At 71.3% G+C, this 22480-nt stretch carries 15 protein-coding genes and 4 pseudogenes; 13 read left to right on the top strand and 6 right to left on the bottom strand.

Annotation, left to right across the window (positions count from 1 at the left end):
• Nucleotides 1-965 precede the first annotated feature (965 nt).
• The 5 genes from ACWEQO_RS20465 to ACWEQO_RS20445 all read left to right on the top strand — a co-directional run bounded on the left by ACWEQO_RS20465 (nucleotide 966) and on the right by ACWEQO_RS20445 (nucleotide 5363).
• Nucleotides 966-2189 (top strand): sensor histidine kinase, encoded by a 1224-nt coding sequence (locus ACWEQO_RS20465; protein WP_452984727.1) that lies wholly within the window; start codon nucleotides 966-968, stop codon nucleotides 2187-2189.
• A complete protein-coding gene (locus ACWEQO_RS20460; protein ID WP_361459760.1) occupies nucleotides 2186-2878 on the top strand; it encodes a response regulator transcription factor in 693 nt (230 codons plus the stop codon). Before ACWEQO_RS20465 ends, ACWEQO_RS20460 begins: the two co-directional genes overlap by 4 nt.
• 230 nt (nucleotides 2879-3108) lie before the next feature.
• Entirely contained in the window at nucleotides 3109-3456 is a 348-nt protein-coding gene (locus tag ACWEQO_RS20455) for a zf-HC2 domain-containing protein (protein WP_452984726.1), read from the top strand.
• Between the two features lie 577 nt (nucleotides 3457-4033).
• Nucleotides 4034-4600: an RNA polymerase sigma factor gene (locus tag ACWEQO_RS20450; RefSeq protein ID WP_361454618.1), complete on the top strand. Its 567-nt coding sequence runs from the start codon at nucleotides 4034-4036 to the stop codon at nucleotides 4598-4600.
• Nucleotides 4590-5363 carry an anti-sigma factor family protein gene (locus tag ACWEQO_RS20445; RefSeq protein ID WP_452984725.1) on the top strand — a complete coding sequence of 258 codons (774 nt, stop codon included), beginning with the start codon at nucleotides 4590-4592 and terminating at the stop codon, nucleotides 5361-5363. The genes ACWEQO_RS20450 and ACWEQO_RS20445 overlap by 11 nt, the downstream gene beginning before the upstream one ends.
• Before the next feature lie 21 nt (nucleotides 5364-5384).
• On the opposite strand, the gene ACWEQO_RS20440 is transcribed toward ACWEQO_RS20445, so the two are convergent.
• The 3 genes from ACWEQO_RS20440 to ACWEQO_RS20430 form a co-directional block, all read right to left on the bottom strand.
• Entirely contained in the window at nucleotides 5385-6302 is a 918-nt protein-coding gene (locus ACWEQO_RS20440; RefSeq protein ID WP_452984724.1) for a serine/threonine-protein kinase, read from the bottom strand.
• Nucleotides 6299-8146, bottom strand: a complete 1848-nt coding sequence (locus ACWEQO_RS20435) for an ABC transporter ATP-binding protein (RefSeq protein ID WP_452984723.1) — start codon at nucleotides 8144-8146, stop codon at nucleotides 6299-6301. Before ACWEQO_RS20435 ends, ACWEQO_RS20440 begins: the two co-directional genes overlap by 4 nt.
• 80 nt (nucleotides 8147-8226) lie before the next feature.
• Nucleotides 8227-8400, bottom strand: a complete 174-nt coding sequence (locus ACWEQO_RS20430; RefSeq protein WP_361454607.1) for a hypothetical protein — start codon at nucleotides 8398-8400, stop codon at nucleotides 8227-8229.
• A 2326-nt stretch (nucleotides 8401-10726) separates the two neighbouring features.
• Here ACWEQO_RS20430 and ACWEQO_RS20425 point away from each other — a divergent pair.
• Nucleotides 10727-11260: a 2'-5' RNA ligase family protein gene (locus tag ACWEQO_RS20425; protein WP_452984722.1), complete on the top strand. Its 534-nt coding sequence runs from the start codon at nucleotides 10727-10729 to the stop codon at nucleotides 11258-11260.
• A 263-nt stretch (nucleotides 11261-11523) separates the two neighbouring features.
• Here ACWEQO_RS20425 and ACWEQO_RS20420 read toward each other — a convergent pair.
• Nucleotides 11524-11805, bottom strand: a pseudogene (locus ACWEQO_RS20420) (DDE-type integrase/transposase/recombinase); the annotation flags it as partial.
• On the opposite strand from ACWEQO_RS20420, the pseudogene ACWEQO_RS20415 reads away from it, so the two are divergent.
• The 4 genes and pseudogenes from ACWEQO_RS20415 to ACWEQO_RS20400 form a co-directional block, all read left to right on the top strand.
• Nucleotides 11725-12378: pseudogene (locus ACWEQO_RS20415) on the top strand (transposase family protein); the annotation flags it as partial. The pseudogenes ACWEQO_RS20420 and ACWEQO_RS20415 sit on opposite strands and share 81 nt — an antisense overlap.
• Before the next feature lie 74 nt (nucleotides 12379-12452).
• Nucleotides 12453-12659 (top strand): annotated as a pseudogene (tpg, locus tag ACWEQO_RS20410) (telomere-protecting terminal protein Tpg); the annotation flags it as partial.
• 388 nt (nucleotides 12660-13047) lie between these two features.
• A complete protein-coding gene (locus ACWEQO_RS20405; RefSeq protein ID WP_361454852.1) occupies nucleotides 13048-14265 on the top strand; it encodes a hypothetical protein in 1218 nt (405 codons plus the stop codon).
• Between the two features lie 188 nt (nucleotides 14266-14453).
• Complete coding sequence (locus ACWEQO_RS20400; protein WP_452984721.1) at nucleotides 14454-15758, top strand: amidase family protein; 1305 nt, start codon at nucleotides 14454-14456, stop codon at nucleotides 15756-15758.
• 94 nt (nucleotides 15759-15852) lie between these two features.
• Here ACWEQO_RS20400 and ACWEQO_RS20395 read toward each other — a convergent pair.
• Nucleotides 15853-17718 (bottom strand): annotated as a pseudogene (locus ACWEQO_RS20395) (Helicase associated domain protein); the annotation flags it as partial.
• A 450-nt stretch (nucleotides 17719-18168) separates the two neighbouring features.
• Between ACWEQO_RS20395 and ACWEQO_RS20390 the strand changes: the two are divergent.
• Nucleotides 18169-18765, top strand: a complete 597-nt coding sequence (locus ACWEQO_RS20390) for an RNA polymerase sigma factor (RefSeq protein ID WP_361454598.1) — start codon at nucleotides 18169-18171, stop codon at nucleotides 18763-18765.
• The gene (locus ACWEQO_RS20385) at nucleotides 18762-19736 is read left to right on the top strand and encodes a CU044_5270 family protein (protein ID WP_452984720.1); all 975 of its coding nucleotides are present in this window, start codon (nucleotides 18762-18764) and stop codon (nucleotides 19734-19736) included. The genes ACWEQO_RS20390 and ACWEQO_RS20385 overlap by 4 nt, the downstream gene beginning before the upstream one ends.
• A gap of 54 nt (nucleotides 19737-19790) precedes the next feature.
• Here ACWEQO_RS20385 and ACWEQO_RS20380 read toward each other — a convergent pair whose 3' ends face one another.
• The gene (locus ACWEQO_RS20380; protein ID WP_452984719.1) at nucleotides 19791-20489 is read right to left on the bottom strand and encodes an IS6 family transposase; all 699 of its coding nucleotides are present in this window, start codon (nucleotides 20487-20489) and stop codon (nucleotides 19791-19793) included.
• A 201-nt stretch (nucleotides 20490-20690) separates the two neighbouring features.
• Here ACWEQO_RS20380 and ACWEQO_RS20375 point away from each other — a divergent pair, with 201 nt between their 5' ends.
• Nucleotides 20691-21542: an NmrA/HSCARG family protein gene (locus ACWEQO_RS20375; protein WP_361454589.1), complete on the top strand. Its 852-nt coding sequence runs from the start codon at nucleotides 20691-20693 to the stop codon at nucleotides 21540-21542.
• The last annotated feature ends 938 nt before the right edge of the window (nucleotides 21543-22480 follow it).

The following is a 22480-nucleotide window of genomic DNA, read 5'->3' as shown; positions in this document are numbered from 1 at the left end:
CCCGAAACGGACATCAACTCACATCCCGCACTCTGACAACTGACGCCCCGTGGCGGACAACGGCCCAACCGATCTCCCGGGGTCGGATGCCGACAGCCATGCCCAGCCCCAGGCCAACGTCCCCTCCGCATCGTCGCCCTCGCACCCGGTGCCATGCCGCACCGGACTCACATTGGCAACCCCTCTCAGTTTCCGCAGGTTATGGGCGGCGCCTCCTGCCACTGTGCCTGGAGACGCCCGGTGATCCAGCCGGGCAGCGGAACCACCGGCACATCGTGTACGACCAGGTACGGCAGGCCCCCACGACGGAGCCGGGCCCGACCAGGTACCCGCCGCTTCGGCGGCCGGGGCCTCGGGCGTCGATCCTGGGGCCGAGCGGCGACTCGGCGGCGACGGCCTTCCCGGATCGTTCTTTGTCGCTCCTGGGGTCGTCGGGGTGGACGAGGAGGGACTCGACTGCTGCCCAACCGCCGGCAACAGCGGGGGCGGGGGCGCCGCGGCTGCTGACAGCGCCCTTCTGGGTTGGGGTCTTGGGGCTCTGTGCGTCTTGCGGGTCGGGGTGTCGGGGCTCTGTGCGTCGCCCGTCTGGCCTCTTCGGGTTCGCCTCCCGGTTTTCACAAGAAGCCGCTGGTCAAAGGCGTGGTGGTCCTGTGGGCTGGGCGGCAGCGGACGGGTGCCGCGCCTTTCCCCGGGGTGGGTGGGGTGTGGTTTATCGGCTGTGGCCCGGGTTTGTGGCGTGGTGTCGGCAGGGGGCCCGCCCGGGCCTTGGCGGGGGCGGGTCCTGGGCCCGGATGCCGGTGCTCGGCCCTTTTGTGCCGCCCGGCGGTGGGCCGACGGCCCGGCTCGGGCTGTGGTCCGTGTGGTGCGGGTGGTGTGTGTGGTGCGTGCCGGCGGTGGGTCGGCGGGGCGGGGTGCGGTGGGCCGGCGGGGCGGCGGGGTGCGGGTGCCGGCCCTACGGTGGGGGCATGGCAGTGATCAACGGGTGGCGGCGGGCGGCGGGCGCTCCGGTCGGCACGCTGGATGTGCTGGGGCCGGTGGTGTTGTTGGTGCTGTCGGTCGCGGCGGCCTCCGTCATTCCGCAGGAGCACCGGGTCGCGGTCCGCCCGGCTGCCGTGGTGCTGGCGGCGGCGGGCTGTTTCGCGTTGCTGTGGCGCCGGCGTCACCCGTTCGGCGTCCTGGCCACCGCGCTCGTCTGCGGGGTGGGCTTCCAGGTGCTCGGTATCCGGGAGAGTCCGCTGGTGACCAGTCCGGTCATCGTCTCCGTCTACACCGTGGCCGTCCGAACCGACCGGCGTAGCACGTGGATGGCGGCGTCGGCCTCGGCCGCCCTGCTGATCGGGGCGGCCGTGGTGTTCGGCTCCCGCTCATGGCTCGGGGACAACGTGGCGATGGTGGCCTGGACGGCCCTGCCCGCCGCCGTGGGGGACGGGGTGCGCTCACGGCGCGCGTATGTGGCGGCCGTGGAGGAGCGGGCGGAGTACGCGGAGCAAACCCGTGAGCAGGAGGCGCGACAGCGGGTGGCGGCCGAGCGGATCCGGATCGCGCGTGAATTGCACGATGTGGTCGCGCACCACATCGCCTTGATCAACGCGCAGGCCGGGGTCGCCGTGCACCTGGGGACGCGGCGGCCGGAGCAGTTGGTCACCGCGTTGGAGGGCATCCGGGAGGCCAGCCACTCCGCGCTGGAGGAGCTGCGGGTGACCGTGGGGCTTTTGCGGCAGTCCGATGATCCCGGGGCGCCGCGGGATCCGATGCCGGGCCTGGCGCAGGTACCGGAGCTGCTGGCGTCCTTCGAACGGGTCGGCCTGGTGGTCAGGCACACGCGGCACGGTGCGGCCGAGCCGCTGGCGCCGGCGGTGGACCTGGCCGCGTACCGCATCGTGCAGGAGGCTTTGACGAATGTGCGCAAGCACGCCGGGGCCGAGCACGCCCGCCTCCACCTGCACTACCGGCCCCGCTGGCTGACGATCACGGTCGAGGACGACGGGTGCGCCCGGCCGCACGAGTCCCACCCCGGGACCGGCCACGGGCTGATCGGGATGCGCGAGCGTGCGGCCAGCGTCGGGGGAAGGCTGGAGGCCGTGGCGCGCCCCGAGGGGGGTTTCACCGTGACCGCCGAACTGCCGCTGCGGCCGGGCGCGGCGATCGCGACGCCGGCCGGGCGGGACGCCGAGGAGAGATGGGCATGACGATCCGCGTGTTGCTCGCCGATGACCAGGCCCTGCTGCGGGGCACCTTCCGGATGCTGTTCGATTCCGCCGAGGGCATGGAGATTGTGGGCGAGGCGTCCAACGGCCGCGAGGCGGTGGAGCTGGCGCGGACGCGGCGGCCGGATGTGATCCTGATGGACATCCGCATGCCGGAGATGGACGGCCTCGTCGCCACGCGGCTGATCGGCGAGGCCGAGGACCTCTCGGCGGTGAAGGTCTTGATCCTGACCACCTTCGAGGACGACGAGTACGTCGCGGAGGCCCTGCGGGCGGGGGCGAGCGGCTTTCTGGGCAAGGGCGCCCGGCCCGAGGAGCTGCTCGATGCCGTCCGCACGGTCGCCGCGGGGGAGGCGCTGCTGTCCCCCGCGGCGACCCGGGGGCTGATCAGGCGGTTCCTGGCGCAGCCGAAACCGTGCACGGCGGCCGTGCACGAGCGGCTGGAGGGCCTGACGCGGCGGGAACGCGATGTCCTGGGGCTGGTCGCGCTGGGATTGTCGAACGAGGAGATCGCCGAGCGGCTGTTCCTCAGCCCGCTGACGGCCAAGACCCATGTCAACCGGGCCATGACCAAGCTGGCCGCCCGTGACCGGGCCCAGCTGGTGGTCATCGCCTACCAGTGCGGCGTGGTCAGCCCGACGCCGGCGCCCCGCCCCCCGGTGGCCGGGTGAAGGCCGCGCCCTGTTTCCCGGTGATGGGGTGCAGGCCGGTGCGGCCGCGGCGTGCGCCGCGGGCCCGTGGTAGGCCGGCGTGCCGGATACCGCGTTCGTGGTAGCCGGGAATTGCTGCGCGGGGACGACGCGCGGGGGGTCGTGTTCGGGCGATGGTGGGGGCAGGAAACGGGGCCGTGCACCGGCTCCGTCGACGGGGTGAGGTTCGCCCCCGCACGAAGGGATCCGTCATGTTCACTGCCGCCCGGGATTGCCGCACCATCGGCGACCTGCTCGAAGGACACGCCCTTCACGTCTTGGACCCCGGCGAGGCGAGCGCGGTCCGTGCCCACCTGGCGGGCTGCCCCGGCTGCCGGGAGGAGCATGACTGCCTCGCGGCCGTGGCCGCGCACCTGTCCGGTCTGCGCCGGGCGCTGGCAGACGAGCCCGGCCGGCGGTGGCCGGCGTCCCGGCCCGGGCAGGCCGGGTGCCGCCACGACCGGCGGCCCCGGCGCCGCCGGCACGGCGCGGCCCGGGGGGCTTCGGCCGCCTCGCTCACGCTGGCCCAGTGGGTGAGCCGGCTGGCCCGCGTCGGGTGAGTGACCGGCCGGCGCTTTCGCCGCACCGCCGAGATCCTCCCCGCACCCGGTGCGCCACGGGCGCGCACACCGGCCCCGACGGCGCGCCCGCCCGCGAGAGCCGGCGCGCCCGCATCACCACCGAGAGCGCGCCCGCCGTCGAGGGCGGCGGCTGTGCGCTGGTGGTACGCGCGACCGTGGCCGACGGCCAGCGCACCCGCCGGCACCCGAGGAAGGTGCCGACCGGCCGGCCGGTGCTGCCGCCCGCCCGGTCCCCGGCGTGCGGCCCGCACCCCTCAGCTCCACGGGTTGCCTCAAGCGCACCGGTGAACGTCCCGACCGGCGCCGTCACGTGAGGGGGTGCACGGCTCTTCGCCGGCCCGCCGGGGTGTGGCGGGTGCCGGGTCTCGGGCAGGCGCCCCCACCCTGGCGGATTACTTGCCGTGGCCGGCGCGAAACGGTCACCGACCGCGCTGCGAGTAGTTCGTGCAGCCGGCGGAAACCGGCGCAGAATGGTCATGTGATCTTCCGTCGCGGCCGGGCAATCCCTCGGCGGGGGGCGGACCGTACATATAAGTGTGCCGAGCTTCCGGTTCCCGTGGGCCGCCTCCCGGACGAGGCTCTGCTGTCCGGGCTGGCCACCGGTGATCCGGAACTCGCGGTCACCTTCGTGCGGAGGTTTCAGCGCGCGGTCTTCGGCGTCGCCATCGCCGTCACCGAAGATCCGCAACTTGCCGAGGACATCGCCCAGCAGACGTTCGAGCGGGCGTGGCGCCATGCGCAGATCTACGACTCGCGCCGCGGATCGGTGACGACCTGGCTGACGACCATCGCGCACAATCTCGCCATCGACGCCGTCCGCGCGCGGCGGACGGAGCCGGTGGCCCCCGAGGACCTCGACGCGCTCCTCGATGTCGTGACCGAGACTCCCGAGCAGTGGGCCCTGGCCGACGAGGCCTCCTCCCAGCTGCGGGCCGCCGTGGCGCAGCTGCCCCGGGAACAGGGGCGTGCCCTGGTGATGGCGGGCATCTACGGAATGACGGCCCAGCAGATCGCCGACCGGGAGAAGATCCCGCTGGGCACCGCCAAGACGCGGATCAGGACGGCGATGAGAAAGCTGCGGAACACACTCGCCTCTCCGAATCGAGGGGACCATGGCCAGTGACGTGACCTGCGAGACGCTGCGGGAGGTCGGCGCCGAGCTGGCCCTGGGCGTGCTGCCCGGCCGTGAGCGGGCGATGGCGGTCGCGCATCTGGACCGGTGCGCGGCCTGTCGGGAGTACATCGAGCACCTGACCCTGGTGGGCGACGGACTGATCGGGCTGGTGCCGGGCAGAGAGCCGCCGCTCGGATTCGAGACCCGGGTGGCGCGCAGACTGCCCCAGGACGTGACGGCGCACGACGGGGCCCCCCGCACGCGGGCGTCCGGCCCCATGCACAGGACGGCCCGCCCTCGCGCACGCCGTGCCCGGCTGCGAGCCGCATCCGCCGTGGCCGCGTTCGCCTTCGCGTTCGGGTTCACCGGCTGGGCCATCGGCACCGCCATCGAGAGTCTCACGGCCTCGAGCCCTCCTGCCGTGGAGGTCCAGACGCCTTTGCGGGAGGGAGAACTGACCTCGGCCTCGGGCCTCGGGCCGTCGGCCGGAGACGTCTACGCCCACCCCGGAGACCCTGGGAAACCCGGCTGGATCTACATGACCGTCAACCTGGCCGCCGTCGGCACGCCCTACAGCGGCAAGGTCGTCTGCCTCCTGGAACGCACGGACGGCACCACGATCCGCGTGGGCACCTTCACCCTGAGCAACGGACGTGGTGACTGGGGCGCGGCGGCCCCGGTCGACCCCGCGGCGCTCTCCGGCGCCCGCCTGACCGCCTCCGACGGCACCGTCCTGGCCACCGGCCACTTCGCCACCGGCCGGAGCGCGTGAAACCGGCGCCCCGCCCCGGCCTCAGGGGCGGGCGGTGCGGCGCCCCGGGCCGGGCAGCGCCCCCTCGAGCGCGGCGGCCAGTTCGGCAACCGAGGGCCGGGACGACGGATCGCACTGAAGGCAGCCGTCGATGGCCGCCGCGAGCCCCCCGGGCAGCCGCCGCCGCGAGCCGATCGGCGGGGCGGCCCCCTCCAACTGCGGATACCGGCCGTCCCCGCCGCCCGTGCCGCTGCCGTCGCAGGGCCCGTCCCCTTCCGTCCCGCGGGAGGAAACCCCGCGAAAATCCCCGCGGCCGAACGGCACGTCCCCGGCGGCGACCTCGTACAACGTGATGCCGATGCCCCACACGTCCGCGGCTACCGACAGCGACCCGCCGCGGGCCTGCTCGGGAGCGAGGTAGCAGAACGTGCCCACCCCCGCGGGCACAGGCCCGGGCGGCCGCGCGATGCTCAGATCCAGCACCTTCGCATGACCGCAGTCCACCACCACGTTCGACGGCTTGAGGTCCAGGTGCAGCAGACCCTGACCATGGAGGTAGTGGACCGCGGAACACAGCTGCACCCCGAGCAGCGCCACATCGGCGGCGGACGGCCGGCGCCGCAACCGGTGCACGAGGTGGGACAGCGTCTCGCCGGTCAGCGTCTCCAGCACGACGAGCGGCACCGGCGACTCGAACGTCTCGTACGCACGGACCAGGTGCGGATGGGTGAAGGCCCCCAGCCACCGCCCCTCACGCAGCAGCCGCTCGCCCAGCTGCTCCTGCCCCCGGCGGTCGGGGCGCACGGCCTTGAGCACACAGCGGCAGTCCCGTTCCTCGCTCCAGACGTCATAGACGTCGAGCCAGCCGGTGCGCGCCAGATGCGCCAGCACCTCGTAGCCCGAAACCGGCCTCGTGCCGGGCACCAGAACCGGGGCGGCCCGCACCGCCGGGACACTCACGGCAGCACCGTCCCCAGGGCCGAGGACCCGGCTGGGGCGGCACCGGCCAGGGCGTTCAGCCGGTGCAGCCGGGCGTACGTCCCGCCGCGCTCGAGCAGGTCGTCGTGGGCGCCGCACTCGGCGATCCTGCCCCGGTCGAGAACCACGATGCGCGTGGCGTCTCGGACGGTCAGCAGGTTGTGGGAGATCACGACGGTCGTCCGCCCGGCCATGAGCCGACGCAGCGGGTCCATGATCCGCCGGCCGGACCGCACATCGAGGCCGGTGGTCGGTTCGTCCAGGAGGAGCACGGGCGCGTCCCTGATCATCGCGCGGGCGATCGCCAGGCGCTGGCGCTGCCCGCCGGAGAGCGTTTGGCCGCGCTGGCCGACCATCGTGTCGTAGCCCTCCGGGAGCAGCTCGATGAACTCGTGCGCGTCCGCGGCGCGCGCCGCCGCGACGATGTCCGCCTCCGTCGCCTCCGGCCGGCCGTAGGCGATGTTGTCCCGCACGGTGCCGTGGAAGACGAGCGTCTCCTGCAGGACCACCGCGACGCTCTCCCGCAGGTCGGACAGGCGCAGATCCCGCAGATCCGTCCCGTCCAGGCGGACCGCGCCCCGGTCGGGGTCGTAGAAGCGCAGCTGCAGCTTCGCCACCGTCGACTTGCCGGCCCCGCTGGCCCCGACCAGCGCCAACGTCTCCCCGGCCGCCACGTGGAACGACACGTCCGACAGCGCCCAGGACGGCGTACCGGGATAGCGGAAAAAGACGCCGTCGAACTCCACATCACCTCGCGCACGGCCGGTCCGGCGCGCACCGGCGGCCTCGGCGACCTGCGGCCGCTGATCCAGCAACTCGATGATCCGTTCGGCCGAGGCGGACGCCGCGTAGAAGGTGGTGCCGAGGCGGGACAGACCGCGGACCGGACTGTAGAGGTTGCCGATCAGCGCCAAAAAGACCAGCAGTCCGCCCAGCGTGAGCTGTCCCTGGGCCAGCTTCCAGGTGCCCAGGCCCATGACCGCCAGGACACCGGACACCTCGATGACCTCGACGACGGATCCGTAGACGGCGCGGATCCGCGTCGAGGCCATGGTGGCCCGGAACCGGCCCACGTTCTCACGCTCGAACCGGCGCTCCTCCCACCCCTGCCGGTTGTACGCCTGCACCAGGGCGACGTTGCCCAGCGACTCCTCGGCGATCGCGCTGATCGAACCGCTGCGGCGCCTGCGCTCCCGGGACGCCTCCTTGATCAGCCGCGAGAAGTGCCGGGCGGCGCGCCAGAACAGCGGCACGATGACGAGGGCGAGGAGGGTCAGATCCCACTGCAGATAGAACAGCAGACCGAGGAAGACACCCAGGCGGATCACGTGGTAGAGGGCGTCCGCCACTCCCGAGAGCAGGAACGTCTCGACCGTGTCGACATCGCCCGTCACACGCGACAACACGTCCCCGAGCCTTTGGCGTTCGAAGAATCCGAGCGACAGGCCCTGGACGTGCCGGAACACATCGGAGCGAAGCGTCAGAAGGAAGCGTTCGCCGACCCACGTGGACGTCACGTCGTCGGCGAACCCCAGAACGCCGGAGCCGATGATGAGCCCCAGATAGGTCGGTGCGATCCACAGGAGCGGCGTGATGTCGCGGGGAACGAGCACACCGTCCACCACGACCTTGAAGAGCCAGATCTCCGTCGCATCGAGGGCGGGGCCGATCAGGCTGAACAGGACGATGGCAGCGAACCAGCGCCGACCGCCGCGGGTATAGGGCCAGAACCGCCGGAACACCTCGCGCAAAGGCACCGGGGGCGCGGCCGCCACCACATCGGAAGCCTCACCCACCGACAGCAGACGCCGCAGGACATGCACCATGGCATGCGTTCCTCGTGGAGGGACGGACCGAGCGGACCAGGACCTCCCGGTCTACGGTCCGCCCGGCCTCCGTGGTGCGGTCACTGGTAGCCGTGCCCGCGGCGGTCGCCGTAGCCGTGCCCGTGGCGGTCGCCGTGGTCGTGCCCGTGGTCGTGGTCGTGCCCGTGACCATGCCCCGAGAAGTCGTCCCGGCGCGACGTGTCGTCGTTGCGGTCCCGGCGATGGGCAGGCATCAGATTGCTGAAGATGGCCATTGCGCTCCTCCTGAAGATTGCTCCACACGGGATACGTCTCAGGGCGGGACTTGGATGGCGCTCCGGGGCAATAAGTCGAAAATGGTTGAGGATCGGCCAGAGCCGCGACACCGCTCAGCCCCGCCGCGCCCCGCCGCGCCGTGAGCCCCACGGTGCACCGCACCAGGCGGACTTGGGACTCGCACGGTGGACAGAGCCCGATGACCGGGCGCACGTCCAAGGCGGTGCCGATCGGCATCACGGCTCAGTACGGGTGCTGGTCAGCGGGCCGGGCGGCGACGAATGACTCCGGCGCAGACGGCGAGTTCGGCGCTGTTCCAGAACGTGAGAAGGGGAAAGAGGACGGCGGCGCTGCCCGGCCACCGGCGCGCCGATCAGCCTCCAGCCCCCTTTTTTTGCCGATCAGCGGCGCCTGGAGTGCCCACCGAGGCGCCTGCGCCCCCCTGGGGTGGGGTGGCGTCGTGCCAGTGAACCGCCCCGGCTCGCCATAAGGATCGAGTCATGGCACGACCTTCCCGCTCCCCCCCCTGAACTCCGCCGTCGTGCGGTGCGCGTGGCCGCCGAGGTGCGCGACGACCACGCGCACGAGACGGCCGCTCTGCAGGCGGTCACGGACAAGCTCGGCCTCGGCTCCCGCGGGACACCGCGGAACCGGGTGAAGCAGCACGAGATCGACGCAGGACCGCGTCCGGGGACGACGGAGGAGTCCGCCCAGCCCAAGGCGTTGAAGAAGGAGGACGCCGAACTGAAACGGGCCAACGAGATCCTCAAGGCCGCGGCGATTTCCTCCGCGGCCGAGCTCGGCCGGCCCCCTACACGCTCGCAGCGTTCCTCGACGAGCACCGGGACCGCTTCGACGGCATCGAGCCGCTCTGCAGGACACTCACCGAACACGACTGCAAGATCGCCCCGTCCGCCTCCTGCGCCCACAAGAAACGCCCGGCCGCCCCGCCCGCCCGTTTTGTACGGGACACGGAGCGCAAGGGGCTGATCCGCCAGGTCCACACCGCCAACTACCGCGTCCACGGGGCCCGGAAGATCTGCGGGAGCCGACCTGCCGGGGTCATCAGGCGGCCCGGCGCACCGCCGGGCGGCTGATGCGCGAGCCGGGCATCGCCGGTGCCGTCCGCGGCAAGAGGGTGCTCACCACGCTGCCGGACCAGCAGCCCGAGCGGGCACCGGACCGGGTGGACCGCGACTTCGTCGCCGGTGCTCCGAACCGCTGCCGGGGCGCGGATTTCACGCCCGCGGCCACCTGGGCCGCAGTGGTCCACCTCGCCTTTGCCGTCGACACCCGCTCCCGCCGGAGCGTCGGCCGGCCCGCCGCGACACCGAAGGAGACCCGGCTCGCCCTGGACACTCTGAAGACGGCGCTGTGGCAGCACGACCGCGATGAATATCCATATGCTCGCGGCGAGTTGACACACCACACCGATGCGGACAGCCAATACACAGGTTTCCGGCCGTCCGAACACCCCGACACGGCCGGCATCGCGGCCTCGACCGGATCTGCCGGCGCCGCATACGACAACGCCCCGAGAGAGCACGATCGGCCCGTTCAAAACCGAATGGATCAAGCCGCAGCAGCCCCGGAAGGCCCTCTCCCCGGCCGAGCCGGCCACCGCCGGTGTGGACCGACTGGCACAACCACCGCAGGCTCCACGGCGAGACAGGCCCCGTCCTCCCGCCGAGGACGAGGCCAATCACTCCATGGCATCCAAGAAACCCCAGGTCACAACCACAATCTGAGATCTCTGCCGAACCCGGGGCGGTCCACCGTCCGAAATCCGTCCCACTTCAGCTCACCCGCTCAGCCCGGCCGCAGACCAGCCCAAAAACGGCGTCCGGGCAGGACACGGTGAGCTACGAGAACCTCACCGATCTGATGCAGGACACGGATCCCCACGAGCCGAGCCGCCGTATCGAGCAGATCCGCAACCACTGACGGCAGCGGACCGCCCACCACCCCGCCCTCGACCCCGGCCGCACGGCCTCCCACGACCACAGCCAGGAGCAGGCCACCGCACACCAGCAGCACCGCCCCCAGAGCCCCGGCCCCACACAGAAACCCCACGGGCCTCCCACCACGGCACCCGGCCCGCGGAACGGGCGCCCGCCATCCGCACGACACAAGGTGCAGCCCAGACACGGCGCACGGCGCACAAAGGGACCGGAAGAATGCGGCCCGGTGGATGCCCCGGCACCACCGGCGGCACCCCCTCCTCGGGCATCATCGGCCCTGCCACCGCCTTCCGCCACACTTCCTGAACAGTGCGGCCTGCCCGCGAGGACCTGCCCACTCACAGCCCACCGGTAGGCTGCAGCGGTGCGCACGGTCGAGCTTCTGCTGGACGAAGCGGCAGAACTAGCGGTTCGAGAAGCCTGGCGGCGGCTCGCGAACGCGGGGCTGCCCAGTCAGGCGCGCCACCACTCACCGACCAACAGCCCGCACCTCACCCTGGCCGCCTGCCCGGAACTGACCGCCCCGATCCGCTGGGAACTCGCCGAGGTGGCCGCCGCCCTGCCGCTGCCGGTGCGGTTCACCGGCGTGGTCCGCTTCGAGAAGCCCACCTCGGTGCTGGCCTGGTCGCTGGACCTCGACTCCGCGCTGGCCGGCTTGCACCGCCGGGTATGGCAGGCGGTGGCCTCGGACAGCCCGCCCGAGACCCTCAGCCCATTCCACGTCCCCGGGCGCTGGAGCCCGCACATCACCCTCGGCCGTACCCGGCGGGCAGGCGCCTTCGCCGGCCGGCGCATCCCCGAACTGCTGCCGGCGCCGCCCCTGTCGGCCCGGCTCATCACCCTGCGCAGCTATGACACCCAGACCGGCGCCCTGGAGGTGATCGAGCCCCGCCCCTGAGACGCCCGCCACCAACCCGCCACCGCCCCCACCGAAGTGGCAGCCCAGCGGCCGACGGCACCGTCCGCGATGCCCCCGCCGCCACAGCGCTCCCTGCTCTGGTCGTCCCGCCTCCGCCGCCCCCGGAGGGCGTGTCCGCCCGGCCGCTGACCCAGCGCAGCCCACGACCGGGGCAAGACAGATGCACCTGGCGTTGTCAACTTGAGGGGGTGATCCGGGGCCGGGCAGGTCGAGGCCGGGTGGGAGCGGGGATGGTGCTGTGGTCAGGCTGGTGTGGGCAGGTCAGTGACGTCGTGCCAGGTGGTGAAGCGGCGAGTCATCTCGGCGCGGTGGTCAGGGGCAGTGAGGTGGTGACGACGGGGCCGGAAGTGCGGTGAGATGCCGCTGAACGCGGACAGGAACCGCTGAGCTCCGCCGACGGAGCGGAAGCCCTTCAGGGCGCGTTCGCGCTGCCGCATCGGCTGATGACTGTTCTCTGCCCGATTGTTCAGGTACTTCGAGGTGCGGTGCCCCACTCCCGGCATGACCTGGCGGTGGCCCGCGCCGAAGCCACCGCGCCCGTCGCCGACGCCGTGCGTCTGCACTACTACCTGGCTCTTGTGCCTGATCCGAGGGATCGTCGAGGCTGCCTGTACCCGCTGGTCCCGCTGCTGTCCGCCGCCGCAGCCAGCGTGCTGGCCGGTGCACGGTCGCTGACCGCCGTCGGCGAATGGCTCGCCGATGTTCCGTCCTGGACGCTGCGGGTCCTGGGCTTCGCGCCGGAGCCGCTCACCGGCCGGATACCGGTGCCGCATCCGGGAACCGTGCGCCGGCTGCTGGCCCGTCTGGACGGCGACGCGCTGGACGTCGCGATCGGCGCCTTCCTCATCGCCCGCAACAGTCCCGCTGTCGAGGGCGGGCTGCGGCCGATCGCCGTGGACGGCGAAACCGTACGCGGCTCCCGCACCGCCACCTCGCCGGTCATTGCCCTGCTGGCCGCCATGACCCACGCCGGAGACGTCCTCGCCCAGCGTCAGGTCGCCGACAAGAGCAACGAGATCCCCGCCTTCGCTCCGTTGCTGGACACGCTCGACCTGACCGGAACCGTAATCACCGCCGACGCCCTGCACACCCAGCACGCCCACGGCGCCTACCTGCGCGAACGCGGCGCCCACTACATCGCCCCGTCAAAGCGAACCACCCCGGCATCTTCGACCGCGTCCGCCGCCTCATCCTCGCCCTGCCCCCGCAGCACGCGGTCCGCCTCTTCGACGCCCAGGACGCCGGCGCCGGTGAGCAGCAGCTGCGCGGCATCGCCGCCGAAGGCCTGGGCGAGGTCTACTTCCGCGACGGCGGCCGCCGGGCCCACGGCCTGGAGGTGGAGTTCACCGACGTGGAGCACGTGGAGTTCGACCTGTGAGAGCAGGCGACCGACGCATACCCGCCTATGCGGGGCGGCAGACCCTTGCAGAGCCAGGGCTCGTGCCACTCCGTGGCGCGCCAGACCCACTCCGAGCAGCAGCGATGAGTTTCCGAACGGCACACGATCGACCACGCCGGTGCCGGGGAGGCCCCACGTCCGGAGGCGTCCCGATGGCGACCCGGTGGATCACCACGGACGATGGTGCTCGGACCCACGGCGCGGCAGCAGGTCTCCTGAGGCCGCGCCGCACACCTGCGGTGCACGACAGCCGGTCTCAGGAGGTGATCGGGTGCGGACTCCTCCCAGGCGGCCCCGCCCCGGCTTGCGCCCGAAAGCGGTACGGCCCTCGCTGCGAACCTGGCAGTCACGCGTGTCCCTCGCGGTCATGCTGCTGACCCTGATGCTGACGACGGTGCTGCTGGCCCGGTTCGGCGCTGAGGACTTCGCCTCTGCGCTGACCTTCCCGGGCCGGATCACCGGTGCCGTCTTTCTCGCGGTCGCGTTCACCACCCTGCTGGGTGCCGTCGGGGTGCTGGACCACTGGATCCGGCACTCCTTCTCGTACTCCGGCCTGGTGGCTCTGATCGGCGCGTTCGCGGCCCTGCTGACCAACCTCCTGGTTCTGGTCGAGACGGTGAAGGACGGCGATTCAAAGTGGTATCCGACGCTGTTCGCCGCGCTCTCGGCGGGTTCGGCATGGGCCGTTCTCACGGTGTGGCGGACGACAGTCCTGATCCCCGCTCCGAAGCGGGTGGCCGCCGCGGTGATCGTCTCCTCGGCCATTGCGGTCGCCAATTTCAGCTATCAGAACCTCTATGTGCCGTACCAGCGGAAGACCGAGCCTCTCGTCACTTTGTCCGTAGGAACGGCGGTGCCCAGCAAGGACGGCAAGGCCTTCTCCGTACCGGTCGACATCACCATCCAGAACCACGGTCCCGTGGGTTTCTACGTGCTCGGCACCGAGTTCCACGCCATGGGGTTACGGGTGCCGCTCAGCCCCAAGGACCGACTCCGCAAGCAGTGGCAGGACGACACCGAGCAGTGGTCCAAATCCTCGGTGGTGAACCCGCTCTCCCGCCGGGAGGTGTACCAGCCCGGCGAGCTGGTGGAGGCGAAACCGTGGATGCCCATTGGCCAATGGATCGAGTCGAGCGGCACCTTCGCCACCCGGCTGGTGGTGCAACTGCCCATGAACACGCCGTACGACCAGGTGGCGTTCTACGCCACTGCGAGCCTCGCGCGCAAGGACCGGCTCGTGCTGCAGCCGCCGCTCCAGTTTGTGGGGAACTCTTGGGGTGGGGAAAAGATCTCCGGACAGGTGAAGCAGGACCAGCAAAAGGGCGTCGACTCCCTCATCTACCGTGCCAGGGTGCACGAGAACAACGCGCTCGACGAGTACACGAGGGATGCGCGTTTCGTCACCGTCTACTGGCAGTTCGGCTCGCAGGGCGCGAACGTGACGACGACCGTCGCGCGCAAGGGAGAGGAGAACCGCCACCTCCCGCCGGCGGAACAACGCGAGATGGTGAGCCGCTACGGCCTCATCGATCTCGTCGCGGGCCCGCATGTGCGGACCCTGTGGGACATCAAGAGCCAGCGATGAGCCGCTCCAGCCAGGCCACCAGGGCGAGCGAGCTGTTCACACGGTTCCATGAGTACGAGTCCCCGTGCCGAGCCGGGCCTCCCTGATGATCTGTATCAATTTGGTCGTCATCCGACCCGGCTTCAGCCGGTTCACCCCCTGCACGTACGGTTGTACGCGCTTGCCTCCCGATCACGTCGAGGTCGTTCATGCCTGCCCAGCAGCCGAGTTCTGCCGTTGCCAACGTGCCGCTCCTGATCCCGCCTCGCCACGACAGCGGTGGAACGACAAGCGCTCCCCGCGATGACGTCCCGGCTCCGGGGGAGATCGACCCATCGGTCTGGCGTGTTGTCGGTGATCCGCTGGTCGCGGCGTCCAAGGGGGGTGTGTTGTCCGGCTCCCGGGTCGCGGTGAAGGACCTCTTCGCTGTCGCCGGCCATGCGATCGGGGCGGGCAATCCGGCATGGCTGCGCGAGGCACCGATCGAGTCCGCCCACGCCGCGGCCGTCCAGGCCCTGCTGCGGGCAGGGGCGGACGTCACCGGTATCGCACGGACCGACGAGCTGGCCTACGGCCTGTCCGGGCTCAACACGCACTACGGGATGCCACCGAATCCCGCGGCGCCCGGGCGGGTCCCCGGAGGGTCCTCGAGCGGCTCGGCCAGCGCCGTCGCCCTGGGGCTGGCCGACATCGGTCTGGGCACCGACACGGCGGGCTCGGTACGGGTGCCGACCTCCTACTGCGGGCTGTACAGCCTGCGGCCGTCACACGGTCTGGTCCCGGACACCGGCCAGATCGGTCTCGCCCCCTCGTTCGACACCGCGAGCTGGATCACCCGAACACCGCAACTGCTCAGCCGGGTGTCCGACGTGCTCCTTCCATGGCGACCCGCTCAGCCGATCAAACGGCTGCTCCTGGCCACGGACCTGTTCGACCTGGTGGACCCGGCACTGCGTCTGCCGCTGCACGACGCAGCCCACGCGTGGGCGGACCGGCTGGCCGTCCCACTGCAGCCGAGGAGCAGCACCTGCGCCGCACATCTCGAGGAGTGGGCGGAGGCGCTGGGTGTCCTCCAGGCCGTGGAGATGTGGCAGCTGCACGGCAGCTGGCTGCAGGCGCACCGCGAGGCCGTCTCGCCCCCCGTCGCAGACGCCATCGCTGCGGGCGAGGGCATGCCGACCGAATACCTCGCATGGGCCCGGGACACCGTGAGCCAGGCGCGGAGCGCGCTCGCCGAACTGATCCCGCCCGGCACCGCGCTCGTACAGCCGGCGGCCCCGACGGCGGCTCCCCCGCCCGGCCCGGCCGTCACCGGCATGGCACTGCGTACCGCGACCGTGCAGCTGATCTGCGCTGCAAGCGTGGCGGGCCTGCCGGTGCTGACCCTGCCCGGGGTGCAGAGCCCGGCCGGCCCCGTCGGGCTCAGTCTCGTCGCGACCGCCGGAAGCGATCGCGCCCTGACCGCCGCACTCGCCGATCACACCGCCGACTCCGCGGCCCTGACACCGCCCTGACACCGCCCTGACACCCCTGCCCGCCTCCCTGCCGGACGAGTGGAATGCCGCCCCGATGACCGCATCGGCCGGCAACGCAGCCCGCTGATGTCGGCTACGCCCACTCCATGCCCAACTGTCGTAGCGCGGTGCGCTGTTCGGGGGTGAGCTTGTCGCGCCTCGCGCGGGTGTTGGAGACCCATACCCCGAGCCGGACCGTTACCGGTTCTGCCTCGTCGTCGATGGTGATCTGTTCGCTGTGCCCGCGTGGTACCGGCCGGTCGGCACCTTCCCGTTCCACCCACTGCGCGAGGGCCGCGAGTCCGCGTTGGAACGCCTGCTGCGCCTTGGTGCCCTTCGTCGCACGCCCGGCCACCGGGGCGGGAGACGGTGCTTGGGCGGTCTGTACGCCCAGCGCGGTCAGCCGTTCCTGCTGCTCGGTGGACAACTGCTTCCAGGTGGTCGGCTGTTTCTGCCGCTGCAGCCACTTCCCAAGGTCGTCGCCCTCGAACAGTACGCCCGGTTCGATGGCCGGCAGGACGCCGTCGGCGTCGACCAGGTGGGCGAGCACGCGGTCATGCCGCTGCCAGTCGAGTAGCCAGGGGCAGTTCCAGTCCGGGTCGATCTGAGCGAGCTGAGCAGCGCGGGCTGCGGCACGCTCGGGATCCTTGCCGAGGCCGCCCTTGCGGCGGAGGTTGGCCATGTGCTGCCCGACGGGGATCAAGTCAGCCCCTGTACCCAGGCTCGCCCCCTCGCCCCAGACGGCGTCCTGGCGGGGCGCGAGGTGTACGGCGATCCGCCGGTAGGACCGGAGCGCGGCGAGCTTGTTCTCCCCGGCCTCCTCGCCCGGCTCCCACGCCATCCCGGCCTCCGGCAGGTCGAGCAGTTCCTTGCGGCACGGTTCCAGCCCACCCGCTCGCAGTGCTTTGCGCTGTTGGTGCACCCATCTGCCCAGCGGGAACGCCTTGGTCGCTCCGACCTCGGTCTCGGTGTCATAGGGGACGGCGTGCAGACCGGTGATCTCGTTCTCGGCTCGCCAGCGGATGAGGGCTTGGTAGCCCTCGAGCCACACCAGGGACTCGGGTCGGTAGACCCGGATGCGCAGGAAGGCCGCGATCGTGGCGGCGTCGCGTGGGGTGGAGAAGTAGCAGGGCCGACTCGGCCGCGGCGTCGGCGCCGTCGTCATGCTCTTGGTCTTCGCCGCTGGACGCGACGATCCGCCCGTCTTCATCACGCCGTACGTGCACGGTGCGCTGTCCGCTGGTGAGAGCCCGGGAGGCGAGCTGCTCCACGAGTCGTTCATCGTGACAGCGCAGGCATTGGAGGACGGCTACGAGGGGGCGGTAGCCGGCGGAGGCGCCTACGTCGGCTGGAGCCTCCCAGGCTCTAGGAAGACCGGCACGATGATGCGGGCTACCTTCGTGCCGCCGTTCCGGTTGGGCCGGAGGGCGCGGCCGATGTTCTGCACGATCTCCACCTGGGAACCGCGGGTGTCGGCGAAGCAGACGGCCTCGACTCCGCGCTCGCCGGTGATGTCGACGCCCTCCCCGAGCACGCGAACGCTGGCGAGGAACGCCCGGTGCACCCGGCGCCCGGCCGCGTCGATCCCGTTGGCGAACTGCCGCAGCCCCTCGCGCCGCTCGCTGACGAGGTGGTTGCCGCACAGCCACGCCGACCACACCCGCTCCGGCGGGACATGCCGGCCGGCCTCCAGCTCGTAGAACTCCGTGTCAATCGACGACTTCGGGAGCCGACCCGCGGCCGCCAGGGCCTCGTCGGAGGCGTCGCCTGCGTACAGTTCGGCTGCCGTCTGCGGCATCTTCTCCGCAAACGCGGCGGCCCTCTCCACCTTCTGGTGGGACGTCATGACCGTACGCAGGTTGTATGCCGCCGCGTATTCCAAAAGTGCGGTCTGCAGCAAGGCCAGGCGCCGACCCCGCCGCGCCTCCCCGGCCTCCCCGAGGACGGGGGAGTGGGCGCGCTCCAGGGTGCCGAGCCCGAGCAAGGCGTACGTCGCGAACACGGTGATCTTGTCGAAGGGCCGGACCCAGTCGACCAGCTCGTCCACGTCCGTGGTGTTGGGGAAGGCCACGTCCCCGCCCCGCAGGGAGGAGACCTCGCTCAGGCGCAGTGGATCGTGCAGACAATGCGAGCGCATGGCGTACCGCGTCCACGGCTTTCTCGCTGATGAGGACGGAGTTCCTTCATCGCCGTTCCATCGCCCCTGTCCTACGGAGGTAGACGGCCGTTCCCCTACGCCGTACCTGACCACCCAGTCTGTGATGGGCGTCGTTGTTCTTTCATTGGGTGGGTGTCATGAGGCGTACGGCGCCTGAGGCGGCGTGAACCCGTTCACGGCGACTCGGCAAGTACAGGGTGTGACCACCCGCCATCCTGACACCCACCGACCTCACCAACGGACGGACTGTCCATGACCGACCCGGCCGGCGGCGACGCCGAGCTCATCGCGGCCTCACTCGAGGAACCAGAGCGTTTCGCGGCGCTCTTCGACCGTCACGCCCTGGCGATCCATCAGTACGTCGCCCGGCGGCTCGGGCGGGACGCGGCCGACGACGTCACCGCCGAGACGTTTTTGACGGCCTTCCGGATACGGGCCCGGTTCGACCCGGCCCGCGCCGGCGTCCGGCCCTGGTTGTACGGCATCGCCGCCAAGCAGATCGGCCGACACCGCCGGGAGGAGGTCAGGGCGCTGAAACTGCTCGCCCGCACCGGCCACGACCCGGTCGCCGACAGCTGGACCGACTCCGCCGACGACCGCCTCGCTGCCGAGGCCGCCGCCCGCCCGCTGGCCGGGGCGCTGGCCCATCTCTCCGCGGGCGACCGGCACGTCCTGCTGCTCTTTGCCTGGGCCGACCTCAGCTACCAGGAGATCGCCGAAGCCCTCGACATTCCCGTCGGCACCGTCCGCTCCCGCCTCAACCGCGCCCGCCGGAAGCTGCGCACCGCAACCGGCGCGGCCAGTGGCCCCCTCATCGAAGCTCGCACACACGAAAGTGACCCCGCATGAACGAGCTCTCCGAACTCCGCGGCCTGCGCGCCGACGCACCCCTTCCCGACGCCGACCGGCTCGCCGCGCCGCGGGCCCGGCTCACCGCGGCGTTCCGGCAGGAGACCCGCCCTGAGCGCGCCGCCCTTACCAGGCGCCGGATGATCCTGGTCGGCGCCGCCGCAGGGGCCCTCGTCGTGACCGCCGGGATCGTCGCGACCCTGCCCGAGGACAGTACCCACGCTTCCGCGAGGAAGGGCCCCCAGGTGCTGTCGGCAGGCGCCTCCGCCGACGCCCTCGAACTGGCCGCCGCGACCGTCGAGAAGCACGACGGCACCGAACCCGGCCCGAAGCAGTGGGTGTACGAGAAGAGCACCGTCTTCGTCCAGGGCAAGCCGCAAAGCAGCGAGGAGTGGACCCGCTGGGACGGCACCGGGCACGCCAATCTGCCCGGCATCCCCCCGGCCGGTGACGTCTCAGACTTCGACCCGGACGAACTCCAGGTCTGGTACGGCCCCAACCAGGAGGAGAAGTGGAAGAAGGAGGGCTACGACGACCGCTCCCAGCGGCAGTTCTACCGCTTCCTCGCCACCCTGCCGAGCGACTCCGACCGCATGATGAAGCGCATCCGCGAGGAGCACACCATCGGCTCCACCAAGGGGGAGACGCGCGCACAGCGCGACTGGCGGGAGATCGACGTCCTGTACCGGTCGGTGCTGATCCCGCCGAACGTCCAGGCGGGCCTGTTCCGGGCTCTCGCGAAGATCCCCGGCACCCGGGTGACGACCGGCGTGAAGGACCCGCTTGGTCGCGCGGCGATCGGCGTAAGCGTGACCTACGCCGAGAGGACGCCCTCGGGCTGGCAGGGCAAGCAGGAGATCTTCTTCGATCCCGAGAGCTACGCCTACCTCGGGGAGACCGGGGGCGACGGGGAGATGGTCAGCGCCCGCGCCGCCTGGGGCGTCGTCAACAAGCCCGGCGCCCGCCCTTGAGCACCCGCGAGGGGCGCCCGGTGTGACACCGGGCGCCCCTCGTCGTCGTACCGGCTACTCTTGGGCCGCCGCGTCCGCGGCCTGGGCCTTCAGCGCGCGCTCCACGCCCGCGCGGGACTCCGAGACCAGGCGGCGCTTTCGGGGAAGACGAATTCCTTTGAACGCGGACAGGAGTCTTTGTGCGGCGCCGACGGAGCGGAAGCCCTTCATGGCGCGTTCCCGCTGCCGGGTGGGCCGGTGGGAGTTCTCCGCCCGGTTGTTCAGGCCCTTGTGCGAGCGGTGTTCCACCGAGGGCATGACCTCGCGGTGCGCCGCGCTGTAGGAACGGAGCCTGTCGGTGACGATCACCCGCGGCACGGACCCGATTCCGTTGAGGAGCCGACGGAAGAAGCGTCTTGCCGCGGCCTTGTCACGCCGGTTCTGGACGAGGATGTCGAGGGCGTTGCCGCTCTGGTCGACGGCCCGCCACAGGTACGTCAGCTCACCGTTGATCTTCACGAAGACCTCGTCCAGGTGCCACTTGTCCCCGGGCCGGGGCCGGGGCCGGCGTCGGCTCAGTGCGTTGGTGTAGACCTGCCCGAACTTCGCGCACCAGCGCCGGATCGTCTCGTACGAGACGAGCACACCGCGCCCGGGCATCAGCTCCTCGACCTCCCGGAAGCTGAGCGGGAAGCGGAAGTACAGCCATACCGCGTGCGCGATCACCGCCACCGGGTACCGGTGCCCCTGGTCCGACGGCGGCGCGGACGACACGAGCGAACCCTCCCCGGCACGATCAACCACAAGATCATCCCACGCCGGTCAGCCAACGTGACAAAGCCCCTTGACACCCTGGGCCGCTTCGCCGGACGAACAGCGCGCCGCGACGCCGGGTGTGTCGTCTGTGATGTTTGGTTACCGTTGGGGCCGGCCGGTGATGCCTTGCCACCTGTCTGCGAGGAAGGGAGTTCTTCGATGGTCGATGAGCCGATTTTGGTGCTTGCCGCAACCGGCGGGCAGGGCAGGGCCGTGACCGATGCGCTGCTGGGCCGTCGGGCCCGGGTTCGAGGGCTGGTACGTGACCCCGGCCGAAGCGCCGCGCGGGAACTGGCCGACCGGGGCGTCGAAGTGGTGGCGGGATCCCTGAGCGATCGTGAGTCGCTCGCCGCGGCGATGAGCGGGGTGGCGGGTGTCTTCGCATTCACCACTCCCTTTGAGGCCGGCGTGGAGGCGGAGGTGGGCCAGGGGCGGGCAATCCTGTCTGCCGCAACGCAGGAGCGCGTTCCGCATCTCGTGTTCAGCTCTGTGGCCGGAGCCGACCAGGAGAGCGGGGTACCGCATTTCGACAGCAAGGCGCGTATTGAAGCGGAGCTGGCCTCCGGCGATGTTCCGTACACGATTCTGGGGCCGACGTATTTCTTCGACAACGCGCTGGGCGGAGCGGAGCGCATCCTCGGCGGCGTACTTGATCTGCCGCTGCCGCCCGGTCGGTCGTTGCAGCAGCTTGCCCGCCCCGACCTCGGCGCGTTCGCGGCGGAAGTGCTGCTCAACCCTGCTTCCTACGTCGGGCAGCGCATTGAACTGGCCAGTGATGCACCCACTCCCAGCCAGATGGCGGCCGCGCTCGGCGCGGCTCTGGGACGGGAAGTCCGCCATGAGCAAGTACCGCTGACGGCGATCGGCAATCCGGACATGCATGCGATGTGGACGTTTCTGAACGGCCCCGGCTATCGCGTCGACATTCCCGCCCTCCATGCTGCTCACCCGGAGGTCCGCTGGACCCGCTTCGCAGACTGGGCACACCGCACGTGGGCGACCGCCCGCTGACCATCTCCCTTGGCAGCGGGCTGCTTCGGACGGAGTTCGTTCAGCGACAGAGGCGCGGTACGGGTGGCCGCCCGGCCGGGCTACTGGCGCCGGAGCAGCTACTTGTGCTGTCCTGACAGCACAAGGTCGTCGCGCTGGTTGTGGATGGTGGCTGCCGTGACCACGACGCCGGTGTCGCCCTGCGGCTCCAGCCGGGGCGTCTCTGCTCGCCTCGGTGAAGGCGGCGGCCATGGCCTGGGCGTCGTCGTACCGAGCTCGGTTCTCGCCGAACCAGGCTCCCGCCCAGGAGGCAGCGTGGTCTTCCCGCCGCATGACCGCGACGGCGCTGATGTACGGGTGGTCCGGTCCGCAGCTTCCGTTACGGCCAGCCACGCCACAGAAGTCGCCCAGAGACCCGTCCGCCAGCACGGGCGCCTCCATCGTCAGGTCGCCGTACATCGCCGAGAGCACCATGTGCGGGGTATCGAAGAGGATCGGTCGGCCACCGGGACTGTCGAGAACAATGACCAGTGGCCAGCCTCGGTCCCGTAGGCCCTTGAGCTGGCCGGCGGCCTTCTTGATCTGCTTTCGGACCGGCGCGAGGGTCTCCGCCGGCGAGCGCGACATCACCTGACCCGGGACAGTGTTCTCGAACATCCCGTACGTCTCGAACTCCTTTACTTCGGCCACGAGAGTGTGATCACCCGCGGTGACCAGGTAGTCCGGGTAGCGGCCCATGCCGAACTCGGGCTCCACCTCGAATGTGTAGCCCCTCTCCCGGAGGTAGCGGGCGACGCGTGCCTCGGCTACCTCGCCGATCCTGGGCGATGACGCCCGGCCGGTCTCGTACGACTTGGCGCAGCCACGCGGCCGGATCCTGGCTGCCACGCGCGGCCGCGGTGATGCGGTCCGGGGCGGCGTCGGTGAACGACTCTCTCCTGGCCCTGACGGTGGCAGTG

The sequence above is a fragment of the Streptomyces sp. NPDC004051 genome (assembly GCF_053604275.1).
This window is presented reverse-complemented; position numbering and strand designations above follow the sequence as displayed.

Excerpts from the sequence above, each read along its gene's own strand:
- ACWEQO_RS20465 (WP_452984727.1), top strand. The coding sequence starts at position 966 with ATGGCAGTGATCAACGGGTGGCGGCGGGCGGCGGGCGCTCCGGTCGGC.
- ACWEQO_RS20460 (WP_361459760.1), top strand. The coding sequence starts at position 2,186 with ATGACGATCCGCGTGTTGCTCGCCGATGACCAGGCCCTGCTGCGGGGC.
- ACWEQO_RS20455 (WP_452984726.1), top strand. The coding sequence starts at position 3,109 with ATGTTCACTGCCGCCCGGGATTGCCGCACCATCGGCGACCTGCTCGAA.
- ACWEQO_RS20445 (WP_452984725.1), top strand. The coding sequence starts at position 4,590 with ATGGCCAGTGACGTGACCTGCGAGACGCTGCGGGAGGTCGGCGCCGAG.
- ACWEQO_RS20435 (WP_452984723.1), bottom strand. The coding sequence starts at position 8,146 with ATGGTGCATGTCCTGCGGCGTCTGCTGTCGGTGGGTGAGGCTTCCGAT.
- ACWEQO_RS20430 (WP_361454607.1), bottom strand. The coding sequence starts at position 8,400 with ATGGCCATCTTCAGCAATCTGATGCCTGCCCATCGCCGGGACCGCAAC.
- ACWEQO_RS20405 (WP_361454852.1), top strand. The coding sequence starts at position 13,048 with ATGCTGCTGACCCTGATGCTGACGACGGTGCTGCTGGCCCGGTTCGGC.
- ACWEQO_RS20400 (WP_452984721.1), top strand. The coding sequence starts at position 14,454 with ATGCCTGCCCAGCAGCCGAGTTCTGCCGTTGCCAACGTGCCGCTCCTG.
- ACWEQO_RS20390 (WP_361454598.1), top strand. The coding sequence starts at position 18,169 with ATGACCGACCCGGCCGGCGGCGACGCCGAGCTCATCGCGGCCTCACTC.
- ACWEQO_RS20385 (WP_452984720.1), top strand. The coding sequence starts at position 18,762 with ATGAACGAGCTCTCCGAACTCCGCGGCCTGCGCGCCGACGCACCCCTT.
- ACWEQO_RS20375 (WP_361454589.1), top strand. The coding sequence starts at position 20,691 with ATGGTCGATGAGCCGATTTTGGTGCTTGCCGCAACCGGCGGGCAGGGC.